At 74.5% G+C, this 17,848-nt stretch carries 9 protein-coding genes and 2 pseudogenes; 2 read left to right on the top strand and 9 right to left on the bottom strand.

Annotated features, from left to right (window positions below; translation table 11 throughout):
• Positions 1–297: 297 nt before the first annotated feature.
• On the bottom strand, positions 298–2,415 hold the full coding sequence (locus LUW75_RS04195; protein WP_250334430.1) for a DNA gyrase/topoisomerase IV subunit B: 2,118 nt from the start codon (positions 2,413–2,415) through the stop codon (positions 298–300).
• Positions 2,416–2,852: 437 nt separating this feature from the next.
• On the opposite strand from LUW75_RS04195, the gene LUW75_RS04200 reads away from it, so the two are divergent.
• Positions 2,853–3,083 (top strand): DUF7455 domain-containing protein, encoded by a 231-nt coding sequence (locus tag LUW75_RS04200; RefSeq protein ID WP_168438665.1) that lies wholly within the window; start codon positions 2,853–2,855, stop codon positions 3,081–3,083.
• Between the two features lie 195 nt (positions 3,084–3,278).
• On the opposite strand, the pseudogene LUW75_RS24870 reads toward LUW75_RS04200, so the two are convergent.
• From LUW75_RS24870 to LUW75_RS04240, 8 genes and pseudogenes are all read right to left on the bottom strand, one after another.
• Positions 3,279–4,109 (bottom strand): annotated as a pseudogene (locus LUW75_RS24870) (S1 family serine peptidase).
• A gap of 143 nt (positions 4,110–4,252) precedes the next feature.
• Complete coding sequence (locus LUW75_RS04210) at positions 4,253–5,827, bottom strand: RNA polymerase sigma factor (RefSeq protein ID WP_250334431.1); 1,575 nt, start codon at positions 5,825–5,827, stop codon at positions 4,253–4,255.
• 457 nt (positions 5,828–6,284) lie between these two features.
• Positions 6,285–7,151, bottom strand: coding sequence for a FadR/GntR family transcriptional regulator (locus tag LUW75_RS04215; RefSeq protein WP_284453869.1), 867 nt, complete (start codon positions 7,149–7,151; stop codon positions 6,285–6,287).
• Between the two features lie 194 nt (positions 7,152–7,345).
• Positions 7,346–9,157, bottom strand: a complete 1,812-nt coding sequence (locus tag LUW75_RS04220) for an ABC transporter ATP-binding protein (protein ID WP_250334433.1) — start codon at positions 9,155–9,157, stop codon at positions 7,346–7,348.
• A gap of 131 nt (positions 9,158–9,288) precedes the next feature.
• Positions 9,289–10,052, bottom strand: a pseudogene (locus tag LUW75_RS04225) (NUDIX hydrolase).
• A gap of 157 nt (positions 10,053–10,209) precedes the next feature.
• The gene (locus LUW75_RS04230; RefSeq protein WP_250334434.1) at positions 10,210–12,276 is read right to left on the bottom strand and encodes a glycogen debranching N-terminal domain-containing protein; all 2,067 of its coding nucleotides are present in this window, start codon (positions 12,274–12,276) and stop codon (positions 10,210–10,212) included.
• Positions 12,277–12,391: 115 nt separating this feature from the next.
• Positions 12,392–13,867 carry a DUF4192 domain-containing protein gene (locus LUW75_RS04235; RefSeq protein WP_250334435.1) on the bottom strand — a complete coding sequence of 492 codons (1,476 nt, stop codon included), beginning with the start codon at positions 13,865–13,867 and terminating at the stop codon, positions 12,392–12,394.
• Between the two features lie 582 nt (positions 13,868–14,449).
• Entirely contained in the window at positions 14,450–16,609 is a 2,160-nt protein-coding gene (locus LUW75_RS04240) for a RecQ family ATP-dependent DNA helicase (protein ID WP_250334436.1), read from the bottom strand.
• Between the two features lie 579 nt (positions 16,610–17,188).
• Between LUW75_RS04240 and LUW75_RS04245 the strand changes: the two genes are divergently transcribed.
• Positions 17,189–17,818: a hypothetical protein gene (locus LUW75_RS04245; protein ID WP_250334437.1), complete on the top strand. Its 630-nt coding sequence runs from the start codon at positions 17,189–17,191 to the stop codon at positions 17,816–17,818.
• Positions 17,819–17,848 lie beyond the last annotated feature (30 nt).

Consider the following 17,848-nt stretch of genomic DNA (forward strand, 5'->3'; position numbering starts at 1 on the left):
CGGCCTCCGCCGCTCCCGTCCGGCGGTCCAGCCGGACCGCCGGACGGGCACAGGCGCCGGACCGGGCGGGGGCGGTCGGGAAGCGGGTGGGCGCTCGCGGCGGTCCCGCCCTGCCGAGTGCCGGGGCGAGCCCCGGTGACGGGTTCCGTGCGGCCGGGGCTGACGGTACGGACGGGGCGCAAGGCGCCCGGGCCCCCGGGAGCCCGTCCGACGGGACGGCCGGAAAGCCGAGGACCCGCCGTCCGGGGGGTCCTCCGGCCAGCGGGTCCGAACGGGCGGCCCCTCACGGGGCGCGCTTCAGGCGTCGATGCGCGAGCGGTCCAGCGTCGCGGCCGAACTGGTGATGAACTCCTTGCGGGGCGCCACGTCGTTGCCCATCAGCAGGTCGAACACCTGCTCCGCCGCGTCCAGGTCGCCGATGTTGATCCGGCGCAGCGTGCGGTGGCGCGGGTCCATGGTGGTCTCCGCCAGCTGGTCGGCGTCCATCTCGCCGAGGCCCTTGTAGCGCTGGACGGAGTCCTTGTAGCGGATTCCCTTGCGCTGGAACTCCAGCAGGGTCTGCCGCAGTTCGCTGTCCGAGTACGTGTACACGTACTTGTCCTGGCCGCGCTTGGGCTGGACGAGCTCGATGCGGTGCAGCGGCGGCACCGCGGCGAAGACGCGGCCGGCCTCCACCATGGGGCGCATGTACCGCTGGAACAGGGTGAGCAGCAGGCAGCGGATGTGCGCGCCGTCCACATCGGCGTCGACGAGGAGGACGATCTTGCCGTACCGGGCGGCGTCGAGGTCGAAGGTCCGGCCGGACCCGGCTCCTATGACCTGGATGATCGCACCGCACTCGGCGTTCTTCAGCATGTCCGACACGGACGACTTCTGAACGTTGAGGATCTTGCCCCGGATCGGCAGGAGCGCCTGGAACTCGCTGTTCCGGGCGAGCTTCGCCGTGCCGAGCGCGGAGTCGCCCTCGACGATGAACAACTCGCTGCGCTCGACGTCGTCGCTGCGGCAGTCGGCGAGCTTGGCCGGCAGGGACGAGGTCTCCAGGGCCGTCTTGCGGCGCTGGGCCTCCTTGTGCTGCCGGGCCGCGATGCGCGTGCGGGCGGCGGCGACGGTCTTCTCCAGCACGGCGCGGGCCTGGGCCTTGGCGTCGCGCCTGGTGGAGGTCAGGAACGCCTTCAGCTCCTTGGCCACGACGTTGGCGACGATCCGGTTCGCGGCGGACGTGCCGAGGACCTCCTTGGTCTGGCCCTCGAACTGCGGCTCGGCCAGCCGGACGGTCACGACGGCGGTCAGGCCCTCCAGGGCGTCGTCCTTGACGATGTCGTCCTCGGCCACGCGCAGGAGCTTGGCGGCGCGCAGGACCTCGTTGACGGTCTTGGTGACGGCCCGCTCGAAGCCGGTGACGTGCGTGCCGCCCTTGGGCGTGGCGATGATGTTGACGAACGACCTGACCGTCGTGTCGTACCCCGTGCCCCAGCGCAGCGCCACGTCGACGCCGAGTTCGCGGGTGACCTCGGTGGGCGTCATGTGGCCGCGTTCGTCGAGGACCGGGACGGTCTCCTTGAACGTGCCCTGGCCGGTGAGGCGGAGCACGTCGCAGATCGGCTTGTCCGGGGCGAGGAACTCGCAGAACTCGCTGATGCCGCCGTCGAAGCGGAAGATCTCCTGGCTCTTGCCCACGCCTTCGAGGTCGCGGTCGTCGCGGACGACGATGGTCAGGCCGGGGACGAGGAAGGCGGTCTGGCGGGCGCGCTGGTGCAGCGTCTCCAGGGAGAGCTTGGCGTCCTTGAGGAAGATCTGCCGGTCCGCCCAGTACCGCACCCGCGTGCCCGTGCGGGTCTTCGGCACGCGCTTGGCCCTGCGGAGGCCGCTGGCCGGGTCGAAGGGGGCGTCGGGCCCGGGTCCGGCGAAGGATCCGGGGACGCCGCGGCGGAAGCTGATCGCGTGGGTGGCTCCGCCGCGGTCCACCTCCACGTCGAGGCGGGCCGACAGCGCGTTCACCACCGAGGCGCCCACGCCGTGGAGACCGCCGGAGGCGGCGTACGAGCCGCCGCCGAACTTGCCGCCGGCGTGGAGCTTGGTCATGACGACCTCGACGCCCGACAGGCCCGTCTTGGGCTCGACGTCGACGGGGATGCCGCGGCCGTTGTCCCGGACCTCCACGGAACCGTCCTGGTGGAGGACGACCTCGATGTGGTCGCAGTAGCCGCCGAGGGCCTCGTCGACGGAGTTGTCGATGATCTCCCAGATGCAGTGCATCAGACCGCGGCTGTCGGTGGACCCGATGTACATGCCGGGGCGCTTGCGGACCGCTTCGAGCCCTTCGAGTACGAGCAGGTGCCGCGCGGTGTAGTTGGAACCGTCACGGTCTGCGGTCAGCAGCGCACTGGACGGAACGGACGTCTCGGCGGTCACGCGGTTCGCTCCTCGCTGAATTTGGGATCTTGCCCACAGGGGTAAGGGGGCGGCGTCTGTGCCGGTCCGAGCGTACAGAGCCCTGGTAGAGCGGTTGTAACGCCACCCTCGTGAAGAGTCATGCTAGTCCACATTCGCATACGCGTTCGATCACTCGGGCGAGTGACATGGACATCGCGTTCCCTTCCAGGCATGAACCATTTAGGCTCCGGGCACGTCCTCATGCACAACCGGCAACCCGGCCGGGAGGACACACCACACAAGCAACGCGAAACCCGTAACGCACAGCGACACGGCAATACGGCCCATTCGCCGCCAACCGGCAGCAGACAGCCAGCTGGAAAAAGTTTCGAGGAAAAGCCGCGAGCGGGAACGTTTTCCGCCTGGTTGGATGTTGACCCTGGTACGACAGCTCGTCGAGCTAGAGAAGAGGCGACGTGACTACTGTTCTGACCCCCGCGAGCCCGCTGACGGCCGCCGACCGCTGCGATCGCTGCGGCGCCCAGGCATATCTGCGCGTCGTGCTGACCAGCGGTGGCGAACTGCTCTTCTGCGCCCACCACGGCCGCAAGTTCGAGCCGGAACTGAAGAAGATCGCCGCGGACATACAGGATGAGACGGACCGGCTCACCACGGTGCCGGCCGGAGCGACCGACGAGGACCGCTGACACGCGCATCCACGACGAGCGAGATCGGTCCAGGACCGGACACCGGGCGGCCGCCCCCGTCACACGGGGGCGGCCGCCCGGTGCTTCCCGCACCGGTACGGCGGGAACGGCGCCCCGTGCGACGGCCGGGTGCCGCCCCGCCGTACCTCCGGCCCTGCCGGACGGGCCCCGGCCGCCCGGCGCGCGGCGCGGCGGTCATGACCGGGACAGGACCGCCGAGACCCTGGTGTAGACGCCGGGGCTCCCGGCCAGCCCGCAGCCGCCGCCCCAGGACACCAGGCCGATGAGCTTCCCACGCGCGACCAACGGACCGCCGCTGTCGCCCTGGCAGGCGTCCCGCCCTCCCTCCCTCGTACCGGCGCACAGCATCGTGGCGGGGAGGTACCGCGCCTCGCCCCGCCCCGCCGGGTAGGCGCGCGCGCAGTCCTCGTCGGGCAGGACGGACACGTCGGCGGCGCGCAGCGTGTGCGCGTAGGTCCCCGTGCCCGTCGTGTCCCCCCCACCCGTACACGGTCGCGCTCGTACCCGGTGCGTACGCGGGGTCGCCGGCGGGCGCCACCGGGATCGCGTGACCGCGCGGCAGCGGCCGGGCCAGCGTCAACACGGCGGCGTCGCCGGTGTTGGAGCCGGCGTCGTAGGCGGGATTGATCCACATGCTCTCGACGGCCACCTCGTGCCCGCCGCTCCCCCGAGGTCGCTGCGGCCGACGACGACCTTGAGGTCCCGCAGCTGCTCGGGCCGCACCCCCAGCACATCCTCCCTCAGGCAGTGCGCGGCGGTCGCCACCTTCGTCGGGGCGATGACGACGCCCCCGCAGAACTGGCCCGACCGCATACCCCCGAACCGGTCACGGCTGGAGAGCGCCACGACCCACGGGGTGTCGGACGCGTTCACCGTACGGCCGCCCACAACCCCGCTGTCGGCCGCCGCCGGCGCGGGAGCGACCAGCGGCGCGACGGCCGCCACGGCGGCCAGCACCCCCAGGACCGCCCGCTTCCTGCTGCTGGGATGACGCGTGCCGCGCATTCGGCCTCCTGACTCAGAGATGCACCTTGCTCACTCAGCGTCGTCCAGACGGGGAGTCGGCGCACCCCGCAACGCCGGAGGGCCCGGCTCCTTCTGCGGAACCGGGCCCTCCGAGGGCACCGTGCGGGGCGTACGGGCGCCGATCAGTCGAGGTAGTCTCGCAGGACCTGCGAACGCGAGGGGTGGCGCAGCTTCGACATGGTCTTGGACTCGATCTGGCGGATCCGCTCACGGGTCACGCCGTAGACCTTGCCGATCTCGTCGAGCGTCTTCGGCTGGCCGTCGGTGAGGCCGAAGCGCATGGAGACGACGCCCGCCTCGCGCTCGGAGAGCGTGTCGAGCACGGAGTGCAGCTGCTCCTGGAGGAGGGTGAAGCTCACCGCGTCGGCCGGCACGACCGCCTCGGAGTCCTCGATCAGGTCACCGAACTCGCTGTCACCGTCCTCGCCGAGCGGGGTGTGGAGCGAGATCGGCTCGCGGCCGTACTTCTGGACCTCGATGACCTTCTCGGGGGTCATGTCGAGTTCCTTGGCGAGCTCCTCCGGGGTGGGCTCGCGGCCCAGGTCCTGGAGCATCTGGCGCTGGACGCGCGCCAGCTTGTTGATGACCTCGACCATGTGCACCGGGATGCGGATGGTGCGGGCCTGATCGGCCATGGCGCGGGTGATCGCCTGGCGGATCCACCACGTGGCGTACGTGGAGAACTTGTAGCCCTTGGTGTAGTCGAACTTCTCGACGGCGCGGATCAGACCGAGGTTGCCCTCCTGGATCAGGTCCAGGAACAGCATGCCGCGGCCGGTGTAGCGCTTGGCCAGGGAGACCACGAGACGGAGGTTGGCCTCCAGCAGGTGGTTCTTGGCACGGCGGCCGTCCTCGGCGATGATCTCCAGCTCGCGCTTGAGCTTGGGGGCCAGCTTGTCGGCGTTCGCCAGCTTGTCCTCGGCGAACAGGCCCGCTTCGATCCGCTTGGCGAGCTCGACCTCCTGCTCCGCGTTGAGCAGGGGGACCTTGCCGATCTGCTTCAGGTAGTCCTTGACCGGGTCGGCGGTGGCTCCGGCGACGGCGACCTGCTGGGCCGGCGCGTCGTCCTCGTCCTCGTCGGACAGGACGAAGCCCTTGGCCTCGCCCTCGGGCTCCTCCTCCTCGCCCTTGACGACCGCGACGTCGTCGAGCAGCTCCTCGCCCTCGACGACCTCGTCGGAGTCCTTCTTGGCCGTGGTCTTCTTGGCCGTGGTCTTCTTCGCGGCGGTCTTCTTCACCGCGGTCGCCTTCTTCGCCGCGGTCGCCTTCTTCGCCGCGGTCGTCTTCTTCGCGGCCGTCTTCTTCGCGGGGGTACCGGCCTCGTCGGCCGGTGTGTCGTCGCTCTGGGCCGCCGGGGCCGCCGGGGAGGACGCGGTCGCCTTCGCCGCGGTCGTCCTGGCGGTGACGGTCCTGGTGGCGGTGCGCTTGGCCGGACTCTTCGCTGCGACGCTCTTGCGGGCGCGCTTCGGCGACTCCGCTGCACTGACCATCAGCGTCACACCCTCTTCCTCGAGGATCTGATTGAGGCTGCGCAGAACATTCTTCCACTGGGTTGGCGGGATCTGGTCAGCCTCGAAGGCCCGACGCACGTCATCGCCCGCGATCTGCCCATCAGCCTTTCCCCGCTCGATGAGCGCCATCACAGACTCGGACTCGGCGATCTCCGGCGGGAGCGTACGGGATGTGCTGGCCGACACGAACAACCTCTCGGAACGATGGAAACGGCTTCCGGCCCCGCCCGTGATCGGACCGGAGCCGACGACCGTCGGCGGGGAATGAGCCGACGACGCGGGCTGAACCTCGAAGGTGCACAGCGCCGTGGACGGCGGCTGCGTTCCCTCGTCGGCTGTCACCTCTTAGGTCATCGCCGTGCTTCGAGGAGTGTTACGCCCAATCCACGTGGCCCGGGTCACATCGTGAAATCGGAGGAGCGGGGACGAAAGGGACGGCCCTTCCGCGCCCGCGGCTCGGTGGCGACGGCGGCCGCGCCGCCCCGGCCGTGCCGCCGGGCCCTGGGACCGGGTCCGGGCCGGGTACCCCGGTGGGACCCGGCGACACGCGTGCGCGCGGGGTTCCGCGTCCGGCGCCTCCGCCTTCGTACGGCGCCGGGCGTCGCGGGCCGCCGCGTGTGCGGCCTTCGGTCACGGTCCGCGGTCAGTGCTCGCGCGGAGCGGGGACCACCCGTTCCACGTCGGGATGGATGGTGAGGAGCTGCCTCATGGCGGCCTCGGCGGCGGGTCCGTCACCGGCGGCGAGGGCCTCGACGATGTGCGCGTGGTGGGCCAGGCAGGACTCGCCGGGACGGTCGCAGCTGATCGTCGGGGAACCGGAGACCTGGAGCGCGGCGAAGACGATGCCGGAGAGGTGCTCCAGCATGCGGTTGCCGGCGAGCTGGATGAGGAGGGAGTGGAACTCGGCGTCGGCACGGGAGAACGTCAGCGCGTCACCCTGGGCCAGGGCGTGCCCCATGAACTCGACCATGTCGACGAGGCGCTGCTGGACGTCCTCGCGCCCGTGGCCGGCGGCGAGACGGGCGGCGAGGGGCTCGATGGTCCAGCGGAGCTCGGCGAGCTCGCGGCGCTGGTCGTCGCGCTGCGGGCCGAAGGCGCGCCACTCGATGATGTCGGGGTCCAGGAGGTTCCAGTCGCTGACCGGACGGACCCGGGTCCCGACGTTGGGGCGCGCGCTGACCAGGCCCTTGGCCTCCAGGACGCGGAGGGACTCGCGCACGACGGTGCGGGAGACCTCGAAGCGCTGGCCGATCTCCTCGGGGACGAGCGGGCGGTCGGCGCCGAGGTCGCCGGAGACGATCATCTGACCGAGCTGCTGGACGAGTTGGCCGTGGAGCCCGCGGCCGCGGTTGCTCGCCGACCGGCGGCCCATCCGGCCCAACTCCGTTTCTCCGGCGTCCCAGACGGGGGCGCCGGCGCGGTCGGCCGCGGGCGCCTCCCCGTAGGGATAGCGGTCGGGACCGCCCGGTGCGGGGAGGCCGGCCTCTGCGGAGCGGGCGGCGGTCATCATGGTGTGCGCAAGGGTACTCACGCATCCTTTGTCGGCGCCGCTCCCGAACCTCTTGAGGTCTTTGGTGAAAAGCACACGAAAGGGTGATCGGCGCTCACGCCGCAATTGACGTCTTAGCGTAAGGAAGCGGGCAAATTCCAAGGCCCCGTGACTGATTGGCGGGCAACGATCACTTCCCGGCCGGCAGTCGGTCATCAACGGGCTGTGCTCCGGGGCCCCGTGAACAGGAACGCGCAGAGGAGCACGATCAGGGACAGGGCCAACGTCACACCGACGGGCTGGGCCACCACCCGCCGGGCGCCGTCGAGCCAGTGGTCCGCCTCATGGGGCCAGTGGAACCAGGTCAGTTCGCGCAGGCGGGCGGAGAGTCCGGCGACGGTGCGGACGGCCGGGCCGAAAAGGACGTCCTCGACGACCGGCGCGATGACCACGGGTACGGCGAGGACCGCGGCGATCCCCGCGGCGACGACCCGGAACACCGCGGTCGCCAGCAGTCCGATCCAACCGCACCCGACGACGAGGGCGGCCCAACCGGCGCAGAGTGTCCGCCAGTCGCCCGGCACGGGGATGGACGGGCCACCGTAGACGAGTCGCAGCGCCTCCAGGTCCACGACCGCGACGACGACGGCGAGCAGCAGCGAGGCGACGGCCGTGACGGTGAGCTTGGCCAGTAGCAGGCCGCAGCGACGGGAGACCGCACCCAGGACGACGGGGAGCGTGGGATAGCGGTACTCGTCTCCGAAGGAGAGGGCGCCCAGGACTCCGGCGCCGAGCGCGGCGGGCGGCAGCGGCAGCAGCTCCGGCCAGGCGGCGACGGCGAGAGGCGACGGCGTGGCGGCGAGGCGCCCCAGCAGGACCGCGAGTACGGCGGAGACGGCGACGGCACCGCCCAGCACGAGCACCGTCGAGGGCACCCCCGTGAGGCGCCGCACCTCGTAGCGGAAGGGCCGCAGCGGCGCCCGGCGCCTCCACCCGCCGCGCCGACGGGCCGCACGGTGGGCGGGGCGGCCCGGGGCGGAGTGCTCCGGGGCGGGGCGATCCGGGGTGGGGCGATCCGGGATGGCGGGGGTCCGGGGGCCGGTGCCGACCGGTGGGGGCCCGGCGGGCCGGGACGCGGGGGCGGGCACCGGCTCGGGGGCGGGACCGGTCTCCTCGGCGAGGCGGTGGAGGGGGATGCCGTGGCGGAAGGCGGTCTCGCCGACCTCGGCGCAGTCGCTGCCGTACACGTACAGCCGGTTGCCCCGCTCGGTGACGGCCTCGACCGAGCGGCGGGCGGCGCGGGCCTCGCGGGTGAGTTGAGCGGCGAGGCGGGCGGCGTGCGGGGTGCGGACGGCGACGCGGGGGCGGAGCCGCGTACGGGCGAAGGAGGCGGCGTCCTGGTCGGCGACGAGGCGCCCGGCCCGGATCGCCACGACGTGGTCCGCGGCGCGGGCGGCTTCCCTGGGATCGACGGTGGTGTACAGGACGGTGCCGCCCCGGGCGGCGTGGGCACGCAGCACTCCGTGCAGCCAGGCCGCCTCGCGGGGAGGGAGACCGGCGGCGGGCTCGTCCAGAACCAGCGCGTGCGGATCGCCCAACAGCGCCGCGGCGATGCCGAGTCGACGGTCCATGCCACGGGAGAGGGTGCCGAGCCGCTCGTCGGCGAGTTCTTCGAGGCCCGTGGCGTCGATCAGGTCGTCGGCGCGGGCAGCGGGTACCCCCGCGACGGCGCAGACCATCCTGAGCTGGCCGCGAACGGTGCGCGCGGGGTGGCCGGGCACATCGCCGAGGAGCGTCCCGACCTCTCGCAGCGGGTGGGCGGCGCGGTGGAGTGGCCGGCCCCGGAAGTAGGTGACGCCCCGGCCCCGTTCGAGGCCGAGCATCAGCCGCAGGGCGGTGGTCTTGCCCGCCCCGGCGGGGCCCAGGAGAGCGGTGACCTGTCCGGCCACCGCCTCGAAGGTGAGGTCTTCCACGGCGGGCGGGCGGTTCCGGCGCGGCGTGCTGGTGAGTCCGATTGCCTGGAGCATGGCTTCTCCCGCGGTAGGTCGGACCGCTCGGCGGCAGGGCGGGTACCGCAGCACGATAACCTGGCATTTCGGACTTTCCCCGCATAATCGAAGCTGTGGGGTGCCGGACTCCCGGCACGGCCCCGGCTTCCTCAGACTTCGGGGCGCAGCATCGGCGGGTTGAGCAGAGTGGCGCCACCCGCGCGGAACAACTGCGCCGGGCGGCCGCCCTGACGGGTGGTGGTGCCGCCCGCGGGCACCAGGAAACCCGGCGTCCCGGTCACCTTGCGGTGGAAGTTGCGCGGGTCGAGCGCCACGCCCCACACCGCCTCGTACACCCGCCGCAACTCCCCGACCGTGAACGCGGGCGGACAGAAGGCCGTGGCCAGCGAGGAATACTCGATCTTGGAGCGGGCGCGCTCGACGCCGTCCGCGAGGATCCGCGCGTGGTCGAAGGCGAGTGGCTCGGGCGGCCCGTCCTCGAAGCCCGCCCCGGGACTGAGTAGTTCCCCGACGGGCGCCCAGCGGACGCTGTTGGCGTCGCCGCCCGGCCTGGGCGCGGGCAGGTCGGGGGCGAGGGCCAGGTGCGCGACGCTGACGACCCGCATGCGGGGGTCGCGTTCCGGATCGCCGTAGGTGGCGAGCTGCTCCAGGTGTGCCCCGGCGCCGGGCGCGGGCGCCGGATCGCCCGGGTCGTGCACGCACAGCCCGGTCTCCTCGGCCAGTTCCCGCGCCGCGGCGGCGCCGAGGTCCTCGTCGGCCCGTACGAAGCCCCCGGAAGGGCCCAGCGGCCCTGGAACGGCGGTTCTCCCCGCCGGACGACCAGTGCGCACAGGGCGTGGCGGCGCACGGTGAGGACGACCAGGTCGACGGTTACGGCGAAGGGCGGGTAGGCCGAGGGGTCGTAGGGGGGCATGCCGCGATCATAGTCGTCTGCCTGACGATAAACACGTTCGTCGCGATCCCCGGCCATGGTGTCCGGCGTGCCCCCGTCCCACCGTTCGCCCGGCCGTTCGCCCGGCCGTTCGCCCGCTCGTACCCGCGTGCACGCCTCGGCAGCGGTCCGCACACGGTCACACCCCCAACTGGAGTCCGTCGGCGGCCTCCTCGACTATGCCGAGGCCCGACCTGCTCACGCGTGCCGCGAACGGCCGCCCCGCGACGCTGAGCCCGGAGAGCCGGACGGCTCCCAGGGGGACCCGGCGCATCGGGTGCAGCGCGACCGTACCGGCCGGGGCGTCGGGGCGGACACCCACGAGAGCGGTGAGGATGTGGACGGCGGCGGCCGCGGCCACGGCGGCGGGGCGGCACGCCGAGGGGTGCGGTACCGGGACGCCCCGCTCGGCGCGCTGCTCCCCGGCGTACATCTCGGGCAACCGGTACGCGAAGGACTCCGCGGCGTCCAGCAGACCGCGCAGCAGCCCGAAGGCCTCCTTCTCGTGCCCGGCGGCGGCGAGCCCCGACACGGCGACGGCCGTCTCGTGGACGCGGACCGCTCCGGCGCGGTGGCCGAACGGGTTGTACCCGGGCTCGCTGGCGCCGAGGCTGCGCAGCCCCCAGCCGGTGTCCAGCGCCGGGCCGCCGAGCAGCCTGGCCACCTGTGCGGCCCGCACCTCGTCGAGCAGTCCGCCGGCATGACGTCCGGCTCCGAGCAGGCCGGTGTCGAGAAGGTGCGCCATCGCACCGCCCAGGTACGGCACGGGTCGGCCGTCCGCGGTGAGGGCGGCCGCGGGCCGGCCGCCCGCGCGGTCGTCCAGCCAGAAGTCCTGCCGGAACCGGCGGCGCATGGCCCGTGCCCGCGTACGCCACTCCTCGGCGCCGGGCCGGCCGCAGACCTCCAGCAGTTCGGCACCGAGCAAGGCGGCCCGGTGGCCGTGGGCCTGCGTCTCGGCGCGCCGGACGGGGCCTGCGGGACCGGGTTCGGCCACCAGCCCGTCGCCGTCCGAGGCGGTGCGCAGCCAGTCCAGGCACCGCTCGGCGGCGGGCAGCAGGGCCGCGAGGTCCTGCTCGGGGAGCCCCCAGAGGCGGGCCTCGGCGAGTACGACCGGGAAGGCGAGGGTCGCCTCCACCCCGGTGCAGGCGGGCGGGAGGTGGGGGCCCGCGTCCCGGAGCGGCCCGGGAACGCGTCCGGCCGGCCCGGACCCCGCGTCCAGCGAGCGGGCGACGCAGCGCAGGGTGCCGGCGGCGAGCCGGGTCCCCAGGGGAAGGAGCATCCGGGCGGCCCAGAGTGCCTCGGCCGGTGCGGGCGCCGTCCGCCAGGGCACGCCCGCCGCCAGGTGGAGGTCGGAGGGGTGCGCGGGGTCCCGGACGAGCAGGCCGCGCAGGTCCTCCAGGGCCGTCTCGAGGAGCTTCCCGGCCCTCGGGTCGTCGGTCTCGGCCCCGGCGTCCGGGATGTGCCGACCACCGGTCCGGCCGGCCGGCCTGAGGGGGCGCCCCGCGTGGACGGACAGCGCGATGGTGCGGGCGGCACCGGGGGCGACGTCGAGTTCCCAGCGCAGGAGCCCGGCCGACGCGAGGGCGTCCTGGGGAGGGGGGTCGGCCGCGACGACGGCCCGGGCGCCGTCGGGCGCCGTCCAGCGGAGCCCCGACCCGTGGACGGTGGCCGGCAGCTCGGGTCCGGGCCGGCCGGAGGCGACGGCGCCGAGCGCGGCGAGGTCCGTGCCGAGGGCCAGTTCGACGGGGAGGCGGAGCGGGCGGGCCGTCGCGTTGCGCAGGGTGATCCGCTCGGAGCCGTCGGCGTCCCGCGAGCGCTCGATGGTGACGCCCGGGTCGGGACCGGGATCGGAAGGGGTGCGGACGACGGCGACGAACCGGGCGCGGCCGGCCGAGGCGGACCCGCCGTGGACCGTGAGCGGGTCCTGGCCGAAGACCCGCAGCCGGCAGCGGGAGAGCAGGCGGCGCCCGGAGTGGTAGACGCCTTCCAGGCCCTGCCCGGTGAGCTGGCCGTGCCCGGCCGAGACCGCCAGCCCGGGAAGGGCGACGCAGACGAGGGCGTGGTGCACGGGCGGTGGTTCGCCGTGGCGTCCGCCGGGCGGTGGACCGTGGCCGGTGGTGGAGGGGTGCCGGCCCTGTGCCCGGGAGCCCCGGGCGGGCGCGGACGCGGTCTGGTGGGAGGTCGGGAGGGGGACGGTGAGGTCCATGGGTCGTCTGCTGAGCCTTCTATGCGCTCCGGACAGCCGCTTGAGGTACGGCGGCACGGGTCGGGCGACTCCGCCACCCACGTGAACGGCCGTACCGGGGCGAGGGTCACGGCCGTCATCGGGCGCTCCCCCGGTCGCTCCCGTCCGCTTCCCCGGCACCGGACGGGCCGTCGCCGGGTCCGCCGTCGCGCGTGCCGCACGGTTCCCGCGGGGCGGTGCGCCGGTCCGCACCCGCTCCGGGGCCGGTACCGTCGGCGGGGCGTGCGGAGCCGGGCCCCGTGGACGGGGCACCCTGAGCGGTTCCCCTGGGACGGCCCACCCTGGCGCGCAGCCGGCGCCGTACTCCGCGCGCTCCGGCTCCCCGTCCGGCCGTCCGGGTGCGGAACGCACGGCGCGTCTCGGTCTCCGCACGGGCCCCGCGCTCGCCGCGCAGGCACTCGCGGAGCGTCTCCGGGTCCAGCTGTTCGTTGCACGCCTGGTGCAGCAGCCGGGCGAAGACGTACTCGGGGTCGGCTTCGAGTGCCAGCCCCAGGGCGACCCGGGCGCCGGGCTCGTCGGCGGTCGACCAGGCGACCCATCCGGCGAGAGTGAGGGGCGCGGCGGCGTGCTCGCCGTAGACGCCGACGCAGCGGCGGGCCAGAGCGCGCCAGAGGCGGAGCGCGTGGTCCGCCTCCGGACCCTCCATCCACTCGGCGGCGCGGTCCCGGGTGCGGCGGTCCTGCAGTCCGACGATCAGTTCGGCGGCCTCCTCGTGTGTGATCAGTGCGTCGTCCCGCGTGTCGGAGGCGCGCTCGTCGGCGAGGGACGGGTGCTCGGCGAGCCGGTCGACGATCCGTCGGGCCAGGCGGATCGTGTCGTCCCGTACGTCCTTGCACGTCTTGGTGTCGAGGATCCGGTGGACGAGCGCGGCGCTGGCGGTGTCCAGGGCCCGCTCCTGCTCGGCCACGGCGGCGCGCGCGGTGCGGGGCCTGAGCCGGGCCTCCATATCGCGCAGCGAGCCCCGGACGTGGATGCCGGCGTAGGCGGCTGCCGCCGCCATGACCGACGTGCCGGGCGGGGTGAGCGCGGTGCCGTCGGGTGGGCAGCAGTCGCTGTCGGGGCAGCAGTACGACCAGAACCTGCCGTCGGACAGGCACAGCGCCTCGTACACGGGCACGTCGAGGGCCCCGCAGGCCGTGCGCAGCTTCTGGGCGAAGGGCCGCAGCCGCTCCATCACCTTCCTGCCGCTCTCCCCCTCGACGGGATCCTGGCACAGGAAGACGACGATGCCGTCCGGCCGCGAGCCGCGGCGTTCGGCCCCCTCCACCAGGCATTCGGCGAGCTGCTCGGCGACGGGCGCCCATTCGTCGGGTGAGCGCGGAATACCCAGCCTGAGCCGCCCGCCGAAGCGGCCGCGCTTACCGTGCAGGGCGAGGAGGACCACGGAGTCGGTGGGATGGAAGCCGAGTGTGTAGGGAAGCGCGTCGGCCAGTTCGGCGGGGCCGCGCAGGGTGATCCGGGGCTCGTCGGTGAAGCCGGCGGTGCTGACGGGCAGCGCGCCGCCGGCCGGGGACGCCCCGTGGGGGCCGGTGTGGTCGTGGTGTGCGTTCATGGCTAGACGGTCCCGTCCGTCCCGCCGTTCCGTCGACCCCTGTGGATAACCGTTGTCCACAGCTTCGGCGCTCCGTTCGCCGGTTGTCCGTGCCGTGCTGTTCCATCTGGGCCGTGGAACACACACACGGTCCGGCCCCGGCCGCCGCCGCGAGCACCGTGCCGACCCGCCGAGAACGGGGAAGGCCGGACGGGACGGCGCAGGCCCTCCGCTTCGTCGCCCCCGCCGCCGCTTCCGGCGTGGTCGCCCTCCGTTCGACCCCCGTTCCCCGATGGGGCGCGGCAGGGCCGCGTACGGCCCGGTCCGGCCGGATCCGGTGCCGGCCCGCCGCCGTCGTGGCCGCGCGGCGTCCCGGCCGCGGTCCGCCGGGGCGCGCCCGCGGGACGGCGGGTGATGGCGGTCCTGCGCGCCGACCGCACGTGGGGCGGGGCACACCCGCGGCGCCGCTCCGTGGGGCGGCCCGCCCCCGGGAGGGAGCCGGCGGACACGGCCGCCCGAACGGCGAGGTCCCGCCCGGCCGCGGGAATGCGACCGGCACGGCGGGCGCGCGCCGCGCGACCGGGCCCGGCGGAGCCGCGGGACTCAGCCGGCTGCGGCGAGTACCAGGGGGAGAACGCGGGTGGCACCCGCCCGGCGGAGCAGGCGGGCGGTGACCGCGAGCGTCCAGCCGGAGTCGGTGTAGTCGTCGACGAGCAGGACGGGGCCCGAGGCATCCGCCAGGGAGACCGCCAGGTCCTCGGGGACGGTGAAGGCGTCCGAGAGCGCCCTGAGGCGTTGCGCGGAGTTGCTGCGGCGGGCCGCGTGCGCGCCGTCCGGTCGGGTGTACGCCAGGCCGCCCAGTTGGGGAAGGCGGCCGACGGCCGCGATCCCCCGTGCCAGGGAGCCGACCAGGTGCGGGCGGGTCAGGGACGGTACGGCGACGACGCCCACCGGCCGGGCGGAGGCGTCCGGGACGTTCGGCGCCCAGCCGCCCGGGGACCGCGCCCAGTCGGCGAGGACGGCCACCGCGGCCTTCAGGACGTCGTCGGGGACCGGGCCGTCGGGCGCGTCCCCGGCCAGCAGCGGACGCAGCCGGTTGCCCCAGCCGATGTCCGAGAGCCGCCCCAGGGCGCGCCCGGTGGAGCACTGCTCACCGGCGGGGATGCGGCCCTTGAGGTCGACGCCCAGCGCGGGCATCCCCGTCGGCCACATCCGGCGCGGCTCGACCTCCACGCCCGGACGGTCCAGTTCCTTCGCCGCCCCCGCCAGCGCCTCGGCCGAGACGGACGAGCCGATCCAGGCGCCGGCGCAGTTGTCGCACCGGCCGCACGGCACGGCCCCCTCGTCGTCCAGCTGCCGGCGCAGGAACTCCATCCGGCACCGGGAGGTGCTCACGTAGTCGCGCATGGCCTGCTGCTCGGCCGCCCGCTGCCGGGCGACCCGCGCGTACCGTTCGGAGTCGTAGGACCACGGCCGGCCCGTGGAGGTCCAGCCGCCCTTGACCCGCCTGACCGCCCCGTCCACGTCGAGGACCTTGAGCATCGTCTCCAGGCGGGTGCGCCGGAGGTCCACCGCCGCCTCCAGGGCCGGTACGGACAGCGGCCGCCCCGCGGCGGCGAGGGCCGCGAGGGTCTGCCGGACCTGCGCCTCGGGCGGGAAGGCGGTGTCGGCGAAGTAGCGCCAGATCGCCTCGTCCTCCTTGCCCGGCAGCATCAGCACCTCCGCGTGCTCCACCCCGCGGCCGGCGCGGCCCACCTGCTGGTAGTAGGCGATCGGCGAGGACGGCGAGCCGAGGTGGACCACGAAGCCCAGGTCGGGCTTGTCGAAGCCCATGCCGAGCGCGGAGGTCGCCACGAGCGCCTTGACCCGGTTCTGCTGGAGGTCCGCCTCGGCCTGCAACCGGTCGGCGTTCTCCGTGCGCCCCGTGTAGGGGGCCACCTCGAAGCCGCGCTGCCGCAGGAAGGCGGTGGCCTCCTCGGCCGCCGCCACGGTGAGCGTGTAGACGATCCCGGAACCCGGCAGTTCGTCCAGGTGCTCGGCGAGCCAGGCCAGCCGGTGCGCCGCGTCCGGCAGCCGGACCACGCCGAGCCGCAGGCTCTCCCGTTCCAGCGAACCGCGCAGCACCAGGGCCTCGCTCCCGCCGGTGCCCAGTTGCTCGGCCACGTCCGCCGTCACCCGCGCGTTGGCGGTCGCGGTGGTGGCCAGTACCGGCACGCCGGGCGCGAGGTCGCCGAGCATGGCCCGCAGCCGGCGGTAGTCGGGGCGGAAGTCGTGGCCCCAGTCGGAGATGCAGTGCGCCTCGTCGACCACCAGCAGGCCGGTCGTGGCTGCGAGCCCGGGCAGGACCTGCTCGCGGAAGTCCACGGAGTTGAGGCGCTCCGGGCTCACCAGGAGGACGTCGGTCCCGCCGCGCTCGACCTCCTCGTAGACGGTGTCCCACTCCTCCGGGTTGGCCGAGTTGATGGTGCGCGCCCGGATACCGGCCCGCTCCGCCGCCTCGACCTGGTTGCGCATGAGCGCCAGCAGCGGGGAGACGATCACCGTGGGACCCGCTCCGCGCCGCCGCAGCAGCGCCGTGGCGACGAAGTACACCGCCGACTTGCCCCAGCCGGTGCGCTGCACCACCAGCGCGCGCCGGCGCTCCTCCACCAGGGCCGACACCGCCTGCCACTGGTCCTCCCGCAGCCGCGCGGCCCCTTGCGGGGCACCGACGAGCTCGGCGAGTACGGCATCGGCTTCGGCGCGGAGCTCCGGGTCGTCCATGTCCCCATGCAACCCGATTCCGGGGGCCGCCGGCCAGTTCACCGAGTGTGACCGCGAGCGTGCGGCCGGGGCCGCCGGCGCCGGCCGAGCCTCCTCCGGGGGACGCGGGGCGCGGACCGGCGGGATCGCGGGGCCCTCGTCCGGCACGCCCGCGGCGACCGGGCCGGCGGGGGCGGCCCGGCGGCGACCCGGAGCGGCCGGGCCGCCCGGACCTCCGCGACCGGGTGCCGCCCGCGCCGGTGCCGCCCCCGCGCCGCGGGCCACCGGCTCCGGCGGTGCGTGCCGGCCTGCCGCGGGTACGGCCGATCCAGGGGGTCCGGACGGCGGGAGCGCTTCCGCCGGCCCGTCCGGTCGCGGACCGCCCCGGAGCGAAGAAGGGGTCACGCAGCCGGGAATCGGTGGTCATACCATCCCATTTCCGTCAGGTGCCGCAATTGCTCGTTGCCGCCTGCCCGTGCGGCCAGCGAGAATCGGATTCCGTCCCCACACGGCCCGTTCGCGGTCCGGGAGGGCCGTGTCGCGGCGGACCCTCATTCGACCCCCTGCCCGCTCTGTGGGCGCGTATGCGAAGGGAGGACCGTGACCTTCGGATTCGCTCCGTCCGCAGCCCGTTCGCTGACCTCGCCCGCCGGTTCCGCCAGCCGTCTCACCCGGGTGCTCGAACCCGCCGAGTGGGCGTCGGCCGGGATCCCCCTGCCGCGCAGTCCCCGCGGTCTCGTCACGGGGTTGCACGCCCGTCACCGGCCGAGGCCCGGCACCGCCGTGGCCGCCGTCCTCGACCACGAGGAACGGCTGGTCGCCAGTGCCTCGTTCACGCCGCGGCCGGTACCGGCGGACGGATGGGACCTCCGCAACGCGCTCCTCACGCACCTACGCCGGGTGATTCCGCACGACCTGCGGCGCCGCGCTCCGGCGCGCACCGCCGTCCTGCTCTACTGCCGCGAGGGCGACGCCCGCTGGACGGAGGAGGACGGGGCGTGGATGTGGGGCCTGCGGGACGCCTGCACGCTCCACGGCCTCCGTTGCGGCGCGTACATCACCCTGACCGGCGACGGCTGGCAGGTGCTGGGTGGGGGCCGCGGTGGCCGGAGCCCGCACGCGGCGTCGCCGCCGGCCGACCTGTCGGACGCCGACGCGGACGAGGCGCCGTCCACGGTGCGCAGGGCGAGCGGGGCCGCCGACGCCCTGCGCCGGACGGCGGCGCGCTGACCGCGTGCACCGTGGACGGCGGAGGCCCTC

Source organism: Streptomyces sp. MRC013, assembly GCF_023614235.1.
In the GTDB taxonomy this organism is placed as follows: Bacteria; Actinomycetota; Actinomycetes; order Streptomycetales; family Streptomycetaceae; genus Streptomyces.